The sequence below is a fragment of the Bradyrhizobium tropiciagri genome, from assembly GCF_018130545.1.
Classification (GTDB): Bacteria; Pseudomonadota; Alphaproteobacteria; order Rhizobiales; family Xanthobacteraceae; genus Bradyrhizobium; species Bradyrhizobium tropiciagri_A.
The window spans coordinates 253521-270554 of sequence record NZ_JAFCKF010000005.1; the positions used below are offsets into that span (position 1 = coordinate 253521).

Here is a 17034-nt window from a genome sequence, read left to right on the forward strand (position 1 = left end):
CTGGCCTCCAGCCCCGGCATTGCGGAGAGTTCGCGCAACATTGCCCAGCAATTTTGCGCCGAAGCGGTGAAGCAATCCATCTTTCGGTACAGCCGAGAGCAATGGATTGCTTCCCGTCGCTTGCGATAGTCTGGTGCGGATTAGGGCCTGACCGCCGGTGTCTCGATCGGCATGCCGCGCGCCCGCGACATCAGATAGAGCTCGAGCTCGACCAGCTCGGGTGAGCCATAATCATAGGCCTGCGCGCGGATGCCGGTGATGCAGGCGCGCAGCCGCCGTTGCAGCGACCCGAGCGATTGCCATTCCAGCCGGTAGAGCGGATAGCCGGTCGGCTGACCTTGCGTGATCGCGCTGCCCGCGAGCTTCTTGTCCCAATTGTCGTCGTGGCAGTTCGCACAGGCCAGATTGAGCTGACCCTGCCGCTGCATGAACAGCGCGTGGCCCTTGTCGACGAACGGCGCGAGCTGCGGATCGTCGCCGGCTGCGATCGGCAGGCCACGCGACTGCTGCGCGACGAAAGCGGTCAGCGCCAGCAGCTCACGGCTTTCATAGGCAAAGGGTGACGCCTGCTGATGATTGGTGCGGCAGAGATTGATCCGTCCTTCGAGGTCGACCGGCCTGCCCAGCGCCTTCGCGAAGGCGGGATAATGCGCCGCGACGCCCTTCATGCTGACCCGCGCATCATTGTGGCAGTCGGCGCAGGCCTTGTCCGCGCTGCCCGCCTTGCGCTTCCATAGCGCTTCGCCGTCGAGCACCGAGAGCATGCCGGGATTGGCGGTGTCCTCGTCCTGCATCGCCTTGGTGTCCGGGCTCATGAAGCTATAGCCGGAGCGGCGCTGATCGGGCGGGATCTCGGTGGCGAGCGCCGCGCCCGCCATTGCCGTCAGCAGCACGATGCAGGCCCCAATCCTCATTCGACCGTGATCGAAGCCTGCGCGGTCTCCGAAAATCCCTTGTCGCCGATCCATTCGAACTCGAACTTGCCGCTCTCGGTCACCGTGGTGAAGAAGGTGATGAACGGATTGGCCGCGATCGCCGGATAAAGATCGGCGCGGAACACTTCCGTGCCGTTGAAGCGGCAGGTGAAGCTCGTGATGATGTCGCGCGGCACCACGTCGCCGGACGCGGTGTGGCGATAGCCGGTCTCCATGATATGCGACATCAGCGTCTTGATTTCGATGACGTCACCGCGCTTGGCCTTCTTCGGCACGTTGATCAGGGCCGACGGCATCAGATCGCCTCCTCGGTGCAGGCGGCGAGCGTCACCACGACGTCAGCGGTTGCCGACCAGAAGGTGTCGTCCGAGAGGCGCGCGATGGCAGTGACCTTCTGGCTGTCGGCGAGGCGGATCCGGGTCGACACCTGCGCACGTCCGGCGCGCGGCCCGAGATGGAAATTGCCGATATTCGGTTGCGGATTCTTCTCGTTGAAGACGTGGATGCTCTTCACATACTCGTCCGCGGTCATTGGGCTAGTGACGCTGACCGTCATCGGCACCGTGTTGCCGTTCTCGACCAGCGGCGGAATATCGAGCTTGACCTTGCCGGCGCGCACATTGGCCTCGCCGACGACGTTGCGGATCGCCGCTTGCAGCATCGCCGGCGTCGCATCGGCCGGGCGCACGATCACCAGCACGGCGGCACCGCCGGTGAGGCCCAGGAATGTGCGGCGTGTAGTGTGGTCCGAATTCGCCATTACTTGGTCCTAGTTCCGCAACGTCACAAGATACGCCACGATATCCTCGATCTGCTCCGCCGACAGGATCGGCTTGCCGCGCCACGAATTGCCGACGCGCGTGAGCCCATCGACACGATAATAGGACGGCATGATCGTCGCCGCATTGAGGTGCGACGCATCGACCAAGCGGAGCCGTAACTGCCCTTCCGACCAGCGTGCGCCGCTCCCGGAGAGGTTCGGCGCGAGGTCGCCCTGGAACGCCTGCTCGGGAAATGGGCCGCTGTGGCAGAGGATGCAAGTGGAGGAACGCTCGACGACCAGCGCTCGGCCGCGGGTGGCGTCACCGTTGGTTCCCGTCAGCGACGCTGGAATTGCGTCGCCCACGACCGTGTACGGGCGCAGCTGTTCGGCACCGGCCGGCGTGCAGGCAGCGAGCAGTCCCGCCGCGAGCAGCGTTACGGGGGCGAGCCTAGCCAAAGGCATCTCCCGTGATGGTCTTGAACCAGTCGAGCGCCTGGTCGGCCTCGCGCTGACGCACCTCTCGCGGCGCGTCGACCGGGCTCGTGGTCACCTCGGCCTCGGCGTATTGATCTTCCTTGGGCTGGTAGATGCCCGTCAGGGAGAAGGCGTAGCCGGGAGCGACCGTGTTGTAGCAGGCGCCATCGAGCCGTGGTGTCTCCGGCGGCTTGCCCGCAAGTGAATTCACGATCGCGGCTGCGCAGGCCCGGCCTTGCGCTGCTCCGGCGGAAGCGGATTTCGGAATGCCGCCGGCAATCGCGGCGTCGCCGATGACGTGGATGTTCGGCACGAGCTTCGAGGCAAAGCTGACCGGATCGATCGGGCACCAGCCGGTGTGGTCGGCGGCACCGGCGATCTCAGCGATACGCCCGGCTCGTTGTGGCGGAATCACATTGGCGACTGCGGCGGTATAGTTACCGAAGTCGGTGACGATCTCGTTGGTCGCCGGATCGACCGACGTCACGCGGCCGCCCTGCGACAGCGCGATCCGTTCGATCATGCCGGGATAGAGCTCTGCCCAGGCCTTCTCGAACAGCTTCTGCTGCGAGTAATTGTCCTTGGCGTCGAGCACCAGGATTTTTGACTTCGGTTTGTTCACCTTCAGATAATGCGCGATCAGGCTGGCGCGCTCGTAGGGGGCGGGCGGACAGCGCAGCGGCGCAGCCGGCACCGCAATCACCACGAGGCCGCCATCGTCCATGGCCTCGAGCTGCTTGCGCAGCAGCATGGTCTGCGCGCCGGCCTTCCAGGCATGCGGCATCTTCTCGGCGGTCGCCTCGTCATAGCCGGGCAGGGCGTCGAAACGCATGTCGATGCCGGGGGCGAGCACAAGCCGGTCGTAGGACAGCGTCGTGCCATCGGTGAGCGTGATGCTGCGCGCCTGCGCATCGACCTTGCTGGCCGCCTGCGCGGCGACGGTGATGCCGTCGGCCGCAACCTTGTCGTAAGTGAATTGCTGCGCGGAGAGCTCACGCAGGCCCGCGATCACCTCGTTGCTGAACGGGCAGGCGGTAAAGGTCTTGTTCGGCTCGATCAGCGCGATCTGGAGTTTGGGATCGAGCCGCCGCAGCGCCCGCGCACAGGCCGCGCCGCCGAAGCCGCCGCCGATCACCGCGATGCGCGGTGCCGCTTGCGCCAGCGCCGGACGCGCAAGTGCAGCCGCCGCTGCGACGGCAGCGGCGCCACGGATCACATCCCTGCGCGTCGGATGACGCGAGACGGCCATGCACGACAATCCGGAAATAAGGAAGCGGCGGCCAGTCGGGCCGCCGCTTCCGGTTGATCAGGCGAAGGAGATGTTCTGGTTGCGCAGCGGGAAGGAGCGGATGCGCTTTCCCGTCGCGGCGAAATAGGCGTTGAGCACCGCCGGCGCCGCAACGCCGATGGTCGGCTCGCCGACGCCGCCCCAGAACCCGCCGCTCGGCACCATCACCGATTCCACCTTCGGCATTTCGTTGATGCGCATCGAGTTGTAGGTGTCGAAATTGGTCTGCTCGATGCGGCCGTCCTTCACGGTGCAGCCGCCATAGAACAGTGCGCTGAGGCCGTAGACGAAGGAGCCCGCGATCTGCCGCTCCACCTGCGCCGGATTGACGACATAGCCGGGATCGGTGGAGGCGACGATGCGATGCACCTTGATCTTGCTGCCGTCGGTCACCGAGATCTCGGCGGCGCCGGCAACATAGCTGCCATAGCCCATCACCTGCGCGATTCCGCGATAGACGCCCTGCGGTGCCGGCGTGCCCCAGCCGATCTTCTCGGCCACGGCATTGAGCACGGCGAGATGCTTGGGGTGCTTGCCCATCAGCTTGCGGCGGAATTCGAGCGGGTCCTGGCCTGCAGCCTGGGCCAGCTCGTCTATGAAGCATTCCATGTAGATCGCGTTGTGATTGACGTTGACGCCGCGCCAGAAGCCCGGCGGCACATGCGGATTGCGCATCGCATGCTCGACCAGCAGGTTCGGTACCGAATAGCCGATCGCAGCCTCGCCGGATTGCGCGACGCCCTGGAATGCGGCGGGGTCCATGCCATTCTGCAGCGCTTCGGGGCGTACCGAGAACAGGATGGATTGACCCGACAGCCGGTAGTGCAACGCGACCAGATTGTTGTCGGCATCGAACGCGCCGGTCAGCTTGCACTGCGTGATCGGGTGATACTTGCCGTGCTGCATGTCCTCTTCGCGCGACCACAATAGCTTGATCGGCGTGCCCGGCATCTGCTTGGCGATCGCCACCGCCTGCCGCACATAGTCGGTCATGCCGCGCCGGCCGAAGCCGCCGCCGAGCATCAGCTTGTGCACGTCGACCTTGTCGGCCGGCAGGCCGGAAGCTTCGAGCGCCGCCGCGAACGCCGCCTCGCCATTCTGCGTGCCGCACCACACCTCGCATTTGTCCGGCGTGTAGAGCACGGTGGCGTTCATCGGCTCCATCGTGGCGTGGTTCTGGTAGGGGTAGCTGTAGACAGCTTCCACCTTCTTGGCCGCGCCTGCGATCGCAGCCTTGGCGTCGCCATTCTGGTTACCGACATAGGCCGGCTGGGCATTGTCGAGCCCTTCGGCCAGCCATTTCGCGATCGTCTCGCTGGAGACTTTTGCGTTGTCGCCTTCGTCCCAGACGATCGGCAGCGCGTCGAGCGCAGTCTTGGCGTGCCACCAGGTGTCGGCGACGACGGCAACGGCGCTGTCGCCGACCGGCACCACCTTCTTGACGCCCTTCATGCCGGCGATCTTGGCTTCGTCAAAGCTCTTCACCTTGCCGCCGAACACCGGGCAGTCCTTGATCGCGGCGTTCAGCATGCCCGGCAGTTTGACGTCGATGCCGTAGATCATCTTGCCGGTGGTCTTGTCGACGGTGTCGAGACGCTTCAGGCCTTTGCCGGCGATGGTCCAGTCCTTCGGGTCCTTCAGCTTGACGTCGGCCGGCGGCTCGAGCTTGGCGGCCGCTTCCGCGACCTTGCCGTAGGTCGTCGTCCTGCCTGACGGCGTATGGGTGATGACGCCGTTGGAGACCTTGCACTCCGCGGGCGGCACCTTCCACTCATTGGCCGCGGCCTGGATCAGCATCACGCGCGCAGTGGCGCCGCCCTTGCGGACATAGTCCTGCGAGGTGCGGATGCCGCGGCTGCCCCCGGTGGAAAAATCGCCCCAGGCGCGCTTGCGGGCGACGCTCTGGCCGGGCGTCGGATATTCGGTGGTGACCTTCGACCAGTCGCATTCCAGTTCTTCGGCGACGAGCTGGGCGAGGCCGGTGAGCGTGCCCTGGCCCATTTCGGAGCGGGCGATGCGGATCACCACGGTGTCGTCGGGCCGGATCACGACCCAAGCGTTGACTTCAGGCGTGTTGACCTCAGGTGCACCGTCGGCTGCGCGGACCACGGAGGGGCCACCAAACGGAAGATCGAGGCCGAGCGCGAGGCCGGCGGTTGCCGTACCGATCACGAAGGCGCGGCGATTGAGCTTTGGCATCACGTGCTGATTCATGGCTGCCTCCTCACGCGTTCGCGGCAGCATGGATCGCCTCGCGCACCTGCTGGAAGGTGCCGCAGCGGCAGATATTGGTGATGGCGTCGTTGATGTCGCTGTCGTTCGGCTTCGGGTTCTCTTTCAGCAGCGCCGCGACGGCCATGATCATGCCGCTCTGGCAATAGCCGCATTGCGGCACGTCGTTCGCGATCCAGGCGAGCTGCACCTTGTGCATCACGCCGTTGACCTCGAGACCCTCGATGGTGGTGATTTCCTTGCCGGCCGCTTCGCTGACCGTGACGCCGCAGGAGCGCATCGCGACGCCGTCGATATGCACGGTGCAGGCGCCGCATTGTGCGATGCCGCAGCCGTACTTGGTCCCCGTCAGTCCGACATTCTCTCTGATCGCCCAGAGCAGTGGGGTGTCGTCCTCGACGTCTACTGTGATTGTCTTGCCGTTGATTTTGAGGTTTGCCATCGCGATCCCCTGAATGGTCCAATCCTCCGATTGGACTCCGATGCGATGTTGGCCCTGAAACTGGAACGTTTCAAATCAAGAAAACGCGTTTGCAGCGCGGAAGAAAGTCGATCGCGCGGTGTTTGGTCACGCCCTCGCGCGCGACATGCCTGTCATGTCTTTTGCGGTGAGGCAACCGCGAGGCGCAGGAAGCTCATGACGCTGCCGAGCGCGGCAAATCCGGCACCCAGCGCCAGGGCCACGGTGGCGCCCTCGCGGTCGGCCAATGCGAAGCAGAGCGCAGCGAGGGCGGCGCCGGTGGTCTGCCCGGTCAGCCGCGCGGTCGCGACGATGCCGCTGGCGCTGCCGCTGCGATGCGACGGCGCGCTCGACATGATCGCCTTCATGTTGGGGGTCTGGAAGAAGCCGAAGCCGATGCCGCAGATCATCGTGCGCCAGACGATGTTGGCGACGCTGGGCTCCGTCGGCAGCGTGGCGAGCAGCACCATACCGAGCCCCAGCAGCAGCATGCCGATGCCGCCGAGGATGCCGGCCGGATAGCGATCCGACAGCCGGCCGCCGATCGGCGCCATGAAGGCGACCACCAGCGGCCACGGCGTCATGAAGAAGCCGGTCTCGACCTGCGAGCGGTGCAGGATGTCCTCGAAGTAGAATGGCAGCGACACGAAGGCGAGGCCCTGCACAGCGAATGAGCAGACCGCGGTCGCGGCCGACAGCGCGAAGATCGGCCGGCGGAACAGGTCGATCGGCAGCATCGGCGCCGGGTGATCGGCATGCCGCCGGGTCAGGATCCAGCCCAACAGCAACGCGCCGACAAGCTCCGCGATGACCAGCGCAGGCGCGGCCTTGTGGGCGGCACTGCCGATGCCGATGATGAACAGGCCGAGGCAGGCGCAGGCGAGCGCCGCGCCGGTGAAGTCGAAGGCGTGGGTGGCGCGCGGCGTCTTCGGCAACGTCTTCATGCCGATCAGCACAGCGATGACGCCAAAGGGAATGTTCACGGCGAACAGCCAGGGCCAGGTCCCGAGCGCGAGGATGCCGGAAGCGATCGTCGGCCCGAGCGTAAAGGCGGTCGCGACCACGAGTGCATTGTGCCCGAAGCCGCGGCCGTGCATCCGGCTCGGATAGACGAACCGCACCAGCGCGGTATTGACGCTCATCAGGCCGCTGGCGCCGAGACCCTGTAGCGTCCGCGCGACCAACAGGCTCGGTAGCGACCATGCTAGCGCGCAGCCAAGTGACGCCAACGTGAACAGCAGCAGGCCACCGAGATAGATTCGCTGGTGGCCGACGATCTCGCCGAGCGCGCCGAGCGGCAGCAAGGTTGCGACCAGGGCGATCTGATAGACGTTGACGACCCAGACCACTTCCGCAGGGCTGACATGCAGATCGCTGGCGATCGCCGGCAGCGCGATATTGGCGATCGCGGTGTCGAGCGAGGCCATCGCCAGCGCCGTGAAGATCGCGGCCACCGCCCAGCGCCGGGTCTCCCAGGGCAATCCATCGGTGATCGGCGCCGCTGCCGCGGTGGTCGGGGTCTTCTCGAGCATGCCTGAAAATGTCTCCAGGCCGCCATGTACTACGCCGTTTTCCCGTTCCCCAGTCGCGCCATTGCATGATGCGTATGCGAAGTGGCCTTGCCGGGGCGCGCCGGCAGCTTGTGGCCAGGGGCGGTCGCGGCGGAAGGACGATTCATGTCGCGAGATGCGAGACTACGTCCCCACCCAAGCCCGTCAGCGTCCGGCTCGATCGGGCGATCCAGTACGCCGCGGCCGCTCGGCTCAAGCACTGCTGTCTCTGGAATACTGGATCACCCGATTTCGCGGGTGATGACGCCGCCTGATTGAGATGATGAATCGAGACCCGTCCTCATTGTCGTCCCTGCGAAAGCAGGGACCCATAACCACAAATGGTCATTGTTGAACGAAGCTGGGACGACGAGTCCCGTTCACAACAACCGCCGCGGCATATGGGTCCCTGCTTTCGCAGGGACGACAGCGGTGGGGGCGGCGCGTGAGCGCGATCATTCCGAATTCATGTTCCCGCAATGTGTCACACAACCGCACGCAGGCGACTTTCGGATAGCTTGCGTCACAGTCGCGATCGACTACGCTTGGCATACGAGCAGGCGCGACGTCAGATCGCGCCGCAACTAGGGGAAGCGCGCATTGCACGGACCGAGCGACCGGCGCAGCGAAGCCATGCGAAGCGCCGGCGAGGGAAGCCGGCGCCGCACGCTCACCGGTCTCTGGGTCGCAACGTTGCTGGCGATCCTCACCTTCCTGGTGATCTATCCCGTCTTCATGCTGCTGCTCGGCGCGCTCACCGACACCAATCCGGTGGTCGACGGCATCCGTCTCAGCCTGAGTCACCTGTCGATCGCCAATTTCCTCGCGGTGCTGGCCAATCCGAATGTCGGCGAAGCGCTGCTCAATACGCTGATCGCCTGCGGCGGCGGCACGCTGATCGCGGTCGTGATCGGGCTCTTGTTCTCCTGGATCGTGGTTCGCACCAATACGCCGTTCAAAGGCTTCATCGCCGCGGCCAGCATCCTGCCGCTGTTCGCCCCGCCGCTGGTGGCCGGCGTCGCCTGGGCCATCCTCGGCTCGCCGAAGACCGGCCTGATCAACACGATGTTCAAGTGGATGGGATCGGACCTGCGCATCGATCTCTATTCGATGTGGGGCCTGGTGTTCGTGTTCGGCATCTACTACGCGCCTTATGTCTACATGTTCACCTCCTCGGCGTTGCGTAACATGGACCCGAGCCTGGAGGAGGCCGCGGAAATCTCGGGCGCCAGTGCGTTCGCGACGCTGTTCACGGTCACGTTCCCGCTGATCATGCCGGCGATCGTCTCGGGCATGCTGCTGTCGTTCATCGTGATGCTCGGCATCTACGGCATCCCGGCCGTGCTCGGCGCGCCGACCAATTTGAGCGTGCTCACGACCTATATCTTCAAGCTCACCAACTGGTCGCCGCCGCTCTACAACACCGCCGCCGCGGTCGCGATCATCCTGATGGTGGTCACGGGGCTCTTGGTCTATCTGCAGCAGAAGCTGCTCAGCGGGCGCAGCTACACGACCGTCGCCGGCAAGGCGTTCCGGCCGCGCAGCCTCGATCTCGGGCCGTGGCGCTGGTTGACCTTCGCCGTCGGTGTCATCTATCTCCTCATCGTGGTGGTGCTGCCGTCGCTGGCGCTGATCGTCGCGGCGTTCCGCAAGTTCATGTTCATCCGCGACGCCGCTGCTCTCTTCGACATGCGGCAATACTCGCTGATGCATTTCGAGAGTATCTTCGACAATCCGCTGACCTTGAAGTCGATCTACAACGCGCTCGAGGTCGGAATCATCACGGCGGTTGTCGGTGGCGCGCTCGCCTTTGCGATCGGCTACACCATCCATCGCACCCGCGTCGCCGGGCGCGGCGCCATCGACCTGATCTCGACGCTGCCGGTCGCGATTCCCGGGCTCGTGGTCGGCGTGGCCTATCTCTGGGCCTGGATCGGCGTGCCCGGCGGGCTCTACGGCACGATCTGGATTCTGGCGCTCGCCTTCATCGCGCGCTTCATGCCCGACACGGTGAAGGCGCTGTCGACCTCGTTCCTGCAGATCCATCGCGAGCTCGAGGAGGCCGCCTGGGTTTGCGGCCGCGGCATGCTCGGCACCATCACGTCGATCGTGCTGCCGCTGGCGCGGCCGGGCGTGCTGGCGTCAATGACGCTGCTGTTCGTGCTGGCGATCCGCGAGCTCGGCTCGTCGTTGTTTCTCTACACCAGCAACACCATGGTGATGTCGGTGCTGCTGCTCGACTATTACGAGGGCGGCAATATCGGAAAGACCGCGGCCTTCAGCCTGGTGCAGACCGTGCTGCTTGGTGTCCTGATCGGCGGCGCCAACTGGCTGTCGCGCGGGGCGGCGCAAGGCAACGTGGCGCGGACCGGATAATAGTAAATGAGGGAGGGATGGGCGATGGATAGACGAACCTTCACCACAATGGCCTTGACGGGCGTTGCAGCGCTTGCGCTGGCACCGGCCGCGCGGGCACAGGAATTCGGATCGGCAGAGCTGATCGCGGCGGCCAAGGCCGAAGGCAAGCTCGTGTTCTACACCGCGAACTTCGCCGAGATCGAGCAGCAGGTGATCAAGGCTTTCAACAAGCGCTTTCCCGAGATCAACGTCGAAATGGTCCGCGCGCCCGGTGGCCAGCTCATCACCCGTGTGAAAACGGAGGCCGCTGCCGGCAAGCTGATCGCTGATGTCGTCGACCACTCCGATCGCGCGCTGATGCAGCCGCTCGAGGATCTGTTCCAGGACTACGCGCCGCCGAATGCGGCCGACTACAGCAAGGACGCGCTGATCTCGCCGAAGCTTTGGCCGCGCGCCACGATCGCATGGTCGATCGGCTACAACACCGAGCTTGTGAAGGACCCACCGAAATCCTGGATGGATCTGACCAAGCCGCAATATGACAAGCTGATCGGGCAGGTGTTCGCGCAGTCCGGCGGCACCACGTGGACGCGGATCATGTTCGAGCGCCAGGTGCTCGGTGAGGATTACTGGGCCAAGCAGGCCGCGACCCACCCCGTGCTATATCCCTCCGGCGCGCCGACGGCCGATGCGCTGGTGCGCGGCGAGATCGCGATCGCGCCGCTGCTCTACAACGTGATCTACCAGAAGAAGAAGGACGGCGCGCCGATCGAGATCTTCTTTCCGCCGGAGGGATCTCCGGTAAATCCCTATGCAAGCGGCATTCCGAAGACGGCAGCGCATCCCAATGCGGCAAAACTGTTTTTGAACTGGTGTCTGTCGAAGGAAGGACAGACCTTCATGATCAAGGAACTCGGCAATCTCACCTCCTTGAAGGATCCGCCGGCATATCCGGAGGGGTTCGATCCCAAGGTGGTCAAGCTCTGGTACCCGAAGTTCGACGAGTATGTGAAGCTGCATGCGGCGTGGGTGGCGGAGTGGGACAAGACGTTCGGTTACCGGCAATAGGCGGCGAGGCAGGCGATGACGGCAACGCTCGAGGTCAGCGATCTCAGGAAGCAGTTTGCGATCGGCCGTCCGGCGGTCGACGGTGTCAGCTTTGGCGTGCCGGCCGGCGAGATCGTGGTGCTGCTCGGACCATCCGGCTGCGGCAAGACCACGACCCTGCGCTGCGTCGCCGGGCTCGAGCATCCGACTGGCGGCGAGATCAGCATTTCCGGGCGCGTGGTGTCGTCGCCGGCGCGCGGCATCCTGGTGCCGCCGCGCGCGCGTAATCTCGGCATGGTGTTCCAGTCCTATGCGGTATGGCCGCATATGACGGTGCGGCAGAACGTGAGCTATCCGCTGAAGCACCGCACGGTCGGACGCACCGATGCCGCCCGCATGGTCGAGGAGGCGCTGGAATTGGTCGGTCTGTCCGACTATGCCGACCGGCCGGTGGTGGCGCTGTCCGGCGGACAGATGCAGCGCGTCGCGCTGGCGCGCAGCATGGTGTACCGGCCGCAACTCTTGTTGCTCGACGAGCCGCTGTCGAACCTCGATGCCAAATTGCGCCTGCGGCTGCGCGACGACCTTCGCGTCATCCTCAAGCAGACCGGGATGACCGCGCTCTATGTCACCCATGATCAGGCCGAGGCGGTCGTGCTTGGTGACCGGATCGGCGTGATGCGCGACGGCAAGCTGTTGCAGATGGACACACCCGACGTGATCTACAACCGTCCGGCCGATCTGTTCGTCGCCAATTTCACCGGCGCCATCAACGAGCTTGCCGGCCGGCTTGTCGCCTGCAACGATGGATATGGCACGGTCGATTTCGGCGACGGCCGGCGAGGCGAGGTCGCCCTGTTCCAGCCGCTTACGCCTGACGAGAAAGTGCGCGTCGCGCTGCGGCCCGAGAATATCGCGATCGGCCGGCCCGATGGCGCCAATACATTCTCGGCAAAGGTGCTCGACCGCCGCTATCAGGGCACGCAGACCGCCTACGGGCTCGAGCTGTTCGGCAAGCGGCTGGAAGCGATCGAGCTCGGCACCGCCGCGCGGCATCAGGTCGGCGTCGAGGCACAGGTCGCCTTGCCGCGTGAATGCCTGTGGGCCTATCGCGATACTGGGACGGCGTTGCAGGACTAGCCGTGCTGCCCGATGCGCCGGCTAGCCTTCCTCCACCAGCGCGCGGATGCTTCGCGCGAGGCCAAGGATGCGCGGGCCGCATTCGCGTTCGATCTGCTCGGCGCTGAAGCGGTAGGACGGAACGCCACAATTGACCGACAGACATTCGCCGCTCGGCGTGCGATAGAGCGGGGCGGCAACGCCGAAGATCTCGCGCCGCCATTCGCCGAGCGAGACGGCAAAGCCGCGCTCGCGGCACAATTCGACGTCCGGCAAGGTGCGCTTCTGTACGTAATCGAACTCGTCGGGGCGCTCGGCCTTGACGCGCGCGACATAGCCGCCGAGCTCGTCCTCGGTGAACAATGACAGCAGCGCGCGCCCGACCGCGGTCGGAGCCAGGGTGCTGACGAAGCCGACGTCGGGCACATGTGGCGCGGTGTCCGTCGTGCGCAGCGTCTCGACATAGATGAAGTCGATCCCGAACGGCATCGCGATCGACACCGTGCCGCCGGCATAGGTCGCGAAGTCGCGCATCAGCGGACGGGCGAGCTGGCGCACCTTCAGCGCCGACAGCACGGGATAGGCGGCAGCGAGCGCGCCGAGCCCGAGCACGAAGCGGCCCTTGGCGTCGCGCCTGAGATAGCCGAGCTGCTCAAGCGTGTAGGTCAGCCGCGACACCGTCGGCCGCGACAGCCCGGTGTGCAGCGCGAGCTCGGCATTCGATAGCGACCCGGGGTGGCGGCGGAATGCCGCCAGCACGTCGAGCCCATGCGCCAGAGTGGTCGCAAAGGACGGATCCGCCTGAATTTCGGCAGGGGAAGATGCTGTCATACGGAATATTGGTCTCGGATGGCTTGTTTTGTCAATATATCGGAATGAATTTGCAAATCGTGTCGATATCGGTTTATCTGCGGGAAATAAGGACAAAGAACCGCTGGAGCGAGGCGCCCGCCGATGACGATGACCGAGCAAGCCCGAGACGCGAATCCCTCCGCGATCGACAAGGAGCGGCTGCGTCTGAAGTATCAGCAGGAGCGCAACAAGCGGCTGCGCGCGGACGGCAATGACCAGTATCTCCAGATCAAGGGCCAGCTCGCGCATTATCTCGACGATCCCTACACGCCGGTTGTCGAGCGCGGGCCGAAGACCGACCACGTCACCTTCGCCTTCATCGGCGGCGGCTTTGCCGGGCTCGCCACCGCGGCACGGCTGACCGAGGCCGGGGTCAAGGATGTCCGCATTGTCGAGAAGGGCGGCGATTTCGGCGGCACCTGGTACTGGAACCGGTATCCCGGCGCGCAATGCGACACCGCGTCGATGGTCTACATGCCGCTGCTCGAAGAAACCGGCCACATGCCGTCGGAGAAATACGCGCATGCGCCGGAAATCCTGGCGCATTGCCAACGGATCGGCAGGCAGTTCAATCTCTATGACAACGCGCTGTTTCACACCGAGGTGACGAGCCTTGATTGGGACGCGTCGCAATCGCGCTGGATCATCCGCACCACCCGAGGCGATGCCTTCACCGCGCAATATGTCGGCATCGGCACCGGGCCGCTGCATGTGCCGAAGCTGCCCGGGATTCCCGGCATCGAGCGCTTCAAGGGCCACTCGTTCCACACCAGCCGCTGGGATTACGACTACACCGGCGGTAACCCTGCGGGCGCGCTGATGGATAAGCTTGCCGACAAGCGCGTCGGCATCATCGGCACCGGCGCGACGTCGGTCCAGTGCATTCCGCACCTCGCGCGAGCCTGCAAGGAGCTCTACGTGTTCCAGCGCACGCCGTCGTCGGTCGACGTGCGCGGCAACGGCCCGATCGATCCCGCCTGGTTTGCCGATATCGCGACGCCGGGCTGGCAACAGCGCTGGCTGGAGAATTTCACCGCCAACCAGGCCGGCGGATCGGCCGAGGAAGATCTGGTGCAGGACGGCTGGACCGATCTGTCGAAGCGGATCCGCGCCAAGGTGATGCTGCTGCCGCGCGAGCAGCGCACCGTGGAGAATATGCGGGCGGTGTTCGAGGATTCCGACTTCGAGAAGATGGAGGAGATCCGCAACCGGGTCGACACCATCGTGGGCGATCCCAAGACGGCCAGGGATCTCAAGGCCTGGTACGGCCAGCTCTGCAAGCGGCCGTGCTTCCACGACGCCTATCTTCAGGCATTCAACACCCCTGGTACCCATCTGGTCGATACCGACGGCAAGGGCGTCGAGGAGATCACCGAGAACGGCATCGTCGTCGCGGGCAAGGAATACAAGCTCGACTGCATCATCTATGCGTCCGGCTTCGAGGTCGGCACCGAGTACAAGCGCCGCGCCGGCTTCGATCTGACCGGCCGCGGCGGCATCAAGCTGTCGGAGCACTGGGCGCAGGGCATGCGCAGCAAGCACGGTATCCACGTGCACGGCTTCCCCAACGTGTTCTTCGTGCAGCCGACGCAGGGCGCCAATCTGATCTCCAACGTGCCGCACAATCTGACCGAAGCGGCGCGGACCATCGCGCTGATGGTCGCGCATGCGCAGGACAACGGCCTCAAGGAAATCGAGGTCAGCAAGGAAGCCGAGGATCGCTGGGTCGAGCTGCTGTTGACTGCGGTCGGCCGGATGATCGGTGGCCCCGATTGCACGCCCGGCTATTACAACAATGAGGGACGCGAGCCGGGGCCTGCGGCCAAGCTCAATGTGGGTTATCCGGCCGGTGCATTGGCCTACTTCAAATATATCGACGGCTGGCGCAGCAACGGCCAGTTCGAAGGCGTGCAGTTCCGCTGAGCGACGCACGATCGAAACCGATGACCGTCTGACGAGGAGTGCTTGAGCAATGACCCAGACAAATGCAGGTGAAACGTCGCCTCAAGGTCCAAAGGCGGCATCCGCGCCGGTCATCGCGCAGCACGAGGCGACGCTGAAGGCGCTGCCGTTCGCCGACGCCAGGGATTTCGACGACGCCGCACGCGGCTTCCTCGGCACCATCGAGAATGCGCGCGTCACCTCGGCGCAGGGCAGGGTGGTCTGGAGCCTCGAGCCTTACGGCTTCCTGTCCGACGAGAAAGCGCCCGCGACCGTCGATCCGAGCCTGTGGCGGCAGTCGCGGCTCAATATGCATCACGGCCTGTTCGAGGTGGTGCCGGGCGTTTACCAGGTGCGCGGCCTCGACATCGCCAACATGACGCTGATCGAGGGGGACAAGGGGGTCATCGTGGTCGACACGCTGACCTCGATCGAGGGCGCGCGCGCCGCGATGGAATTGTACTTCCAGCATCGCGGCAAGCGGCCGGTCGCCGCCGTGATCTTCACCCACACCCACACCGACCATTGGGGCGGCGCCCGCGGTGTGCTCGACGATGCCATGCTGGCGGCGGGCGTGCCGATCATCGCACCGAACTTCTTCATGGAGCACGCGGTCTCCGAGAACATCATCGCGGGACCCGCGATGCTGCGCCGCGCGCAGTACCAGTTCGGGCCGTTCCTCGCCAAGGGCGTGCGCGGCCATGTCGATTGCGGCCTCGGCAAGACCATGGCGGCGGGCGGCGTCGCGTTGCTGCGACCGTCCGATCTGATCATCGCGACCGGCGACAAGCGCGTGATCGACGGCGTCGAGTTCGAATTCCAGATGGCGCCGAACAGCGAGGCGCCGGCGGAGATGCATTTCTTCATCCCACGCTACAAGCTCCTGAACCTCGCGGAAAACTGCACGCACAATTTCCACAACCTGCTGCCGTTCCGCGGCGCCGACGTGCGCGACGCGCTGGCGTGGTCGAAATATCTCGGCGAAGCCTTGCAGATGTGGGGCGGCAAGGCCGAGGCGATGTGCGGCCAGCACCACTGGCCGGTGTGGGGGCGCGAGCGGATCGACACCATGATCCGCGAGCAGCGCGATCTCTATAAATACGCGCACGATCAGACCATCCGGCTGATGAACCACGGGCTCAACGCGGCCGAGATCGCGGAGACGATCCGGCTGCCGCAGAGTCTCGAGGGCGCCTGGCACGGCCGCGGCTATTACGGCCACATCAGGCACAATGTGAAGGCGATCTACCAGAAGTATCTTGGTTGGTACGACGCCAATCCGGTCAATCTCGATGCCTTGCCGCCGGTCGAGGCCGGCAAGAAGTATGTCGAGTATATGGGCGGTGCCGATGCGATCCTGAAACGCGCTGCCGGCGACTTCGCCAAGGGCGAATTCCGCTTCGTGGCGCAAGCCGTCAGCCATCTCGTGTTCGCCGAGCCGGACAATCAGGCTGCCCGCGCGCTGCTGGCCGATACGTTCGAGCAGCTCGGCTACGCCGCCGAAAGTTCGACCTGGCGCAACGCCTATCTGTTCGGCGCGCAGGAGCTGCGGCAAGGCATGCCGAAGACTCCGCCCCGCTCGCCAATGCCGCGCGAGACGCTGGCAGCGCTGCGCACCGAGCAGCTCTGGGACGTGCTCGGCGTCCGCCTCAACGGCCCCAAGGCCGAAGGCAAGCGCATCGTCCTGAACTGGAGCTTTACCGACACCGGTGAGACCTTTGTCCTCAATCTCGAGAATTCGGCGCTGACTTACGTTGCGGGCGCGCAGGCCGCCGATGCGCATGCGAGCTTCACGCTGGCGCGCAGCGTACTCGATGAGGTCATCGCCAAGCTGACCACGTTCCCGGACGCCGTCGGCGCCGGGAAAGTCAAGGTAACAGGCGAGCCGCTGCGGCTCGGCGAATTGATGATGCTGATGGATGAATTCCCGCGGATGTTCGAGATCGTCGAGCCAAAGCGGACGGTGGTGACGTAAGGCCGCGTAGGGTGGGCAAAGGCGCGAAGCGCCGTGCCCA

Annotated in this window: 14 protein-coding genes; 5 read left to right on the plus strand and 9 right to left on the minus strand. The window is 65.0% G+C overall.

The window, feature by feature from the left end:
- Positions 1-140 precede the first annotated feature (140 nt).
- The 8 genes from soxA to JQ616_RS22875 form a co-directional block, all read right to left on the minus strand.
- The gene (gene soxA, locus JQ616_RS22840) at positions 141-914 is read right to left on the minus strand and encodes a sulfur oxidation c-type cytochrome SoxA (RefSeq protein WP_212018260.1); all 774 of its coding nucleotides are present in this window, start codon (positions 912-914) and stop codon (positions 141-143) included.
- Complete coding sequence (gene soxZ, locus JQ616_RS22845; RefSeq protein ID WP_050629677.1) at positions 911-1231, minus strand: thiosulfate oxidation carrier complex protein SoxZ; 321 nt, start codon at positions 1229-1231, stop codon at positions 911-913. Before soxZ ends, soxA begins: the two co-directional genes overlap by 4 nt.
- The gene (locus JQ616_RS22850) at positions 1231-1695 is read right to left on the minus strand and encodes a SoxY-related AACIE arm protein (RefSeq protein ID WP_212018262.1); all 465 of its coding nucleotides are present in this window, start codon (positions 1693-1695) and stop codon (positions 1231-1233) included. Before JQ616_RS22850 ends, soxZ begins: the two co-directional genes overlap by 1 nt.
- A gap of 9 nt (positions 1696-1704) precedes the next feature.
- The gene (soxX, locus tag JQ616_RS22855) at positions 1705-2160 is read right to left on the minus strand and encodes a sulfur oxidation c-type cytochrome SoxX (protein ID WP_212018264.1); all 456 of its coding nucleotides are present in this window, start codon (positions 2158-2160) and stop codon (positions 1705-1707) included.
- Positions 2147-3421, minus strand: coding sequence for an NAD(P)/FAD-dependent oxidoreductase (locus JQ616_RS22860; RefSeq protein ID WP_212018266.1), 1275 nt, complete (start codon positions 3419-3421; stop codon positions 2147-2149). Before JQ616_RS22860 ends, soxX begins: the two co-directional genes overlap by 14 nt.
- Before the next feature lie 57 nt (positions 3422-3478).
- Positions 3479-5674 carry a xanthine dehydrogenase family protein molybdopterin-binding subunit gene (locus JQ616_RS22865; RefSeq protein ID WP_212018268.1) on the minus strand — a complete coding sequence of 732 codons (2196 nt, stop codon included), beginning with the start codon at positions 5672-5674 and terminating at the stop codon, positions 3479-3481.
- A gap of 10 nt (positions 5675-5684) precedes the next feature.
- Complete coding sequence (locus tag JQ616_RS22870; protein ID WP_212018270.1) at positions 5685-6134, minus strand: (2Fe-2S)-binding protein; 450 nt, start codon at positions 6132-6134, stop codon at positions 5685-5687.
- 152 nt (positions 6135-6286) lie between these two features.
- On the minus strand, positions 6287-7684 hold the full coding sequence (locus tag JQ616_RS22875; RefSeq protein WP_212018272.1) for an MFS transporter: 1398 nt from the start codon (positions 7682-7684) through the stop codon (positions 6287-6289).
- Between the two features lie 651 nt (positions 7685-8335).
- Here JQ616_RS22875 and JQ616_RS22880 point away from each other — a divergent pair.
- The 3 genes from JQ616_RS22880 to JQ616_RS22890 are packed head-to-tail and all read left to right on the plus strand — an operon-like array spanning position 8336 to position 12247.
- Positions 8336-10078, plus strand: a complete 1743-nt coding sequence (locus JQ616_RS22880; protein ID WP_212018274.1) for an ABC transporter permease — start codon at positions 8336-8338, stop codon at positions 10076-10078.
- 24 nt (positions 10079-10102) lie between these two features.
- A complete protein-coding gene (locus JQ616_RS22885; protein ID WP_249137147.1) occupies positions 10103-11128 on the plus strand; it encodes an ABC transporter substrate-binding protein in 1026 nt (341 codons plus the stop codon).
- A gap of 15 nt (positions 11129-11143) precedes the next feature.
- Positions 11144-12247, plus strand: coding sequence for an ABC transporter ATP-binding protein (locus JQ616_RS22890; protein WP_212018276.1), 1104 nt, complete (start codon positions 11144-11146; stop codon positions 12245-12247).
- A 21-nt stretch (positions 12248-12268) separates the two neighbouring features.
- Here JQ616_RS22890 and JQ616_RS22895 read toward each other — a convergent pair whose 3' ends face one another.
- Entirely contained in the window at positions 12269-13057 is a 789-nt protein-coding gene (locus JQ616_RS22895) for an IclR family transcriptional regulator (protein WP_212018278.1), read from the minus strand.
- Between the two features lie 123 nt (positions 13058-13180).
- Here JQ616_RS22895 and JQ616_RS22900 point away from each other — a divergent pair, with 123 nt between their 5' ends.
- Both JQ616_RS22900 and JQ616_RS22905 read left to right on the plus strand, forming a co-directional pair.
- Positions 13181-15001 (plus strand): flavin-containing monooxygenase, encoded by a 1821-nt coding sequence (locus JQ616_RS22900; protein WP_212018279.1) that lies wholly within the window; start codon positions 13181-13183, stop codon positions 14999-15001.
- 49 nt (positions 15002-15050) lie between these two features.
- A complete protein-coding gene (locus JQ616_RS22905; protein ID WP_212018281.1) occupies positions 15051-16994 on the plus strand; it encodes an alkyl/aryl-sulfatase in 1944 nt (647 codons plus the stop codon).
- Positions 16995-17034: the final 40 nt, after the last annotated feature.

What these genes read in the sequence shown, in the direction of transcription:
- soxA (WP_212018260.1), bottom strand. Translation starts at nt 914, where the DNA reads ATGAGGATTGGGGCCTGCATCGTGCTGCTGACGGCAATGGCGGGCGCG.
- soxZ (WP_050629677.1), bottom strand. Translation starts at nt 1,231, where the DNA reads ATGCCGTCGGCCCTGATCAACGTGCCGAAGAAGGCCAAGCGCGGTGAC.
- JQ616_RS22850 (WP_212018262.1), bottom strand. Translation starts at nt 1,695, where the DNA reads ATGGCGAATTCGGACCACACTACACGCCGCACATTCCTGGGCCTCACC.
- soxX (WP_212018264.1), bottom strand. Translation starts at nt 2,160, where the DNA reads ATGCCTTTGGCTAGGCTCGCCCCCGTAACGCTGCTCGCGGCGGGACTG.
- JQ616_RS22860 (WP_212018266.1), bottom strand. Translation starts at nt 3,421, where the DNA reads ATGGCCGTCTCGCGTCATCCGACGCGCAGGGATGTGATCCGTGGCGCC.
- JQ616_RS22865 (WP_212018268.1), bottom strand. Translation starts at nt 5,674, where the DNA reads ATGAATCAGCACGTGATGCCAAAGCTCAATCGCCGCGCCTTCGTGATC.
- JQ616_RS22870 (WP_212018270.1), bottom strand. Translation starts at nt 6,134, where the DNA reads ATGGCAAACCTCAAAATCAACGGCAAGACAATCACAGTAGACGTCGAG.
- JQ616_RS22875 (WP_212018272.1), bottom strand. Translation starts at nt 7,684, where the DNA reads ATGCTCGAGAAGACCCCGACCACCGCGGCAGCGGCGCCGATCACCGAT.
- JQ616_RS22880 (WP_212018274.1), top strand. Translation starts at nt 8,336, where the DNA reads ATGCGAAGCGCCGGCGAGGGAAGCCGGCGCCGCACGCTCACCGGTCTC.
- JQ616_RS22885 (WP_249137147.1), top strand. Translation starts at nt 10,103, where the DNA reads ATGGATAGACGAACCTTCACCACAATGGCCTTGACGGGCGTTGCAGCG.
- JQ616_RS22890 (WP_212018276.1), top strand. Translation starts at nt 11,144, where the DNA reads ATGACGGCAACGCTCGAGGTCAGCGATCTCAGGAAGCAGTTTGCGATC.
- JQ616_RS22895 (WP_212018278.1), bottom strand. Translation starts at nt 13,057, where the DNA reads ATGACAGCATCTTCCCCTGCCGAAATTCAGGCGGATCCGTCCTTTGCG.
- JQ616_RS22900 (WP_212018279.1), top strand. Translation starts at nt 13,181, where the DNA reads ATGACGATGACCGAGCAAGCCCGAGACGCGAATCCCTCCGCGATCGAC.
- JQ616_RS22905 (WP_212018281.1), top strand. Translation starts at nt 15,051, where the DNA reads ATGACCCAGACAAATGCAGGTGAAACGTCGCCTCAAGGTCCAAAGGCG.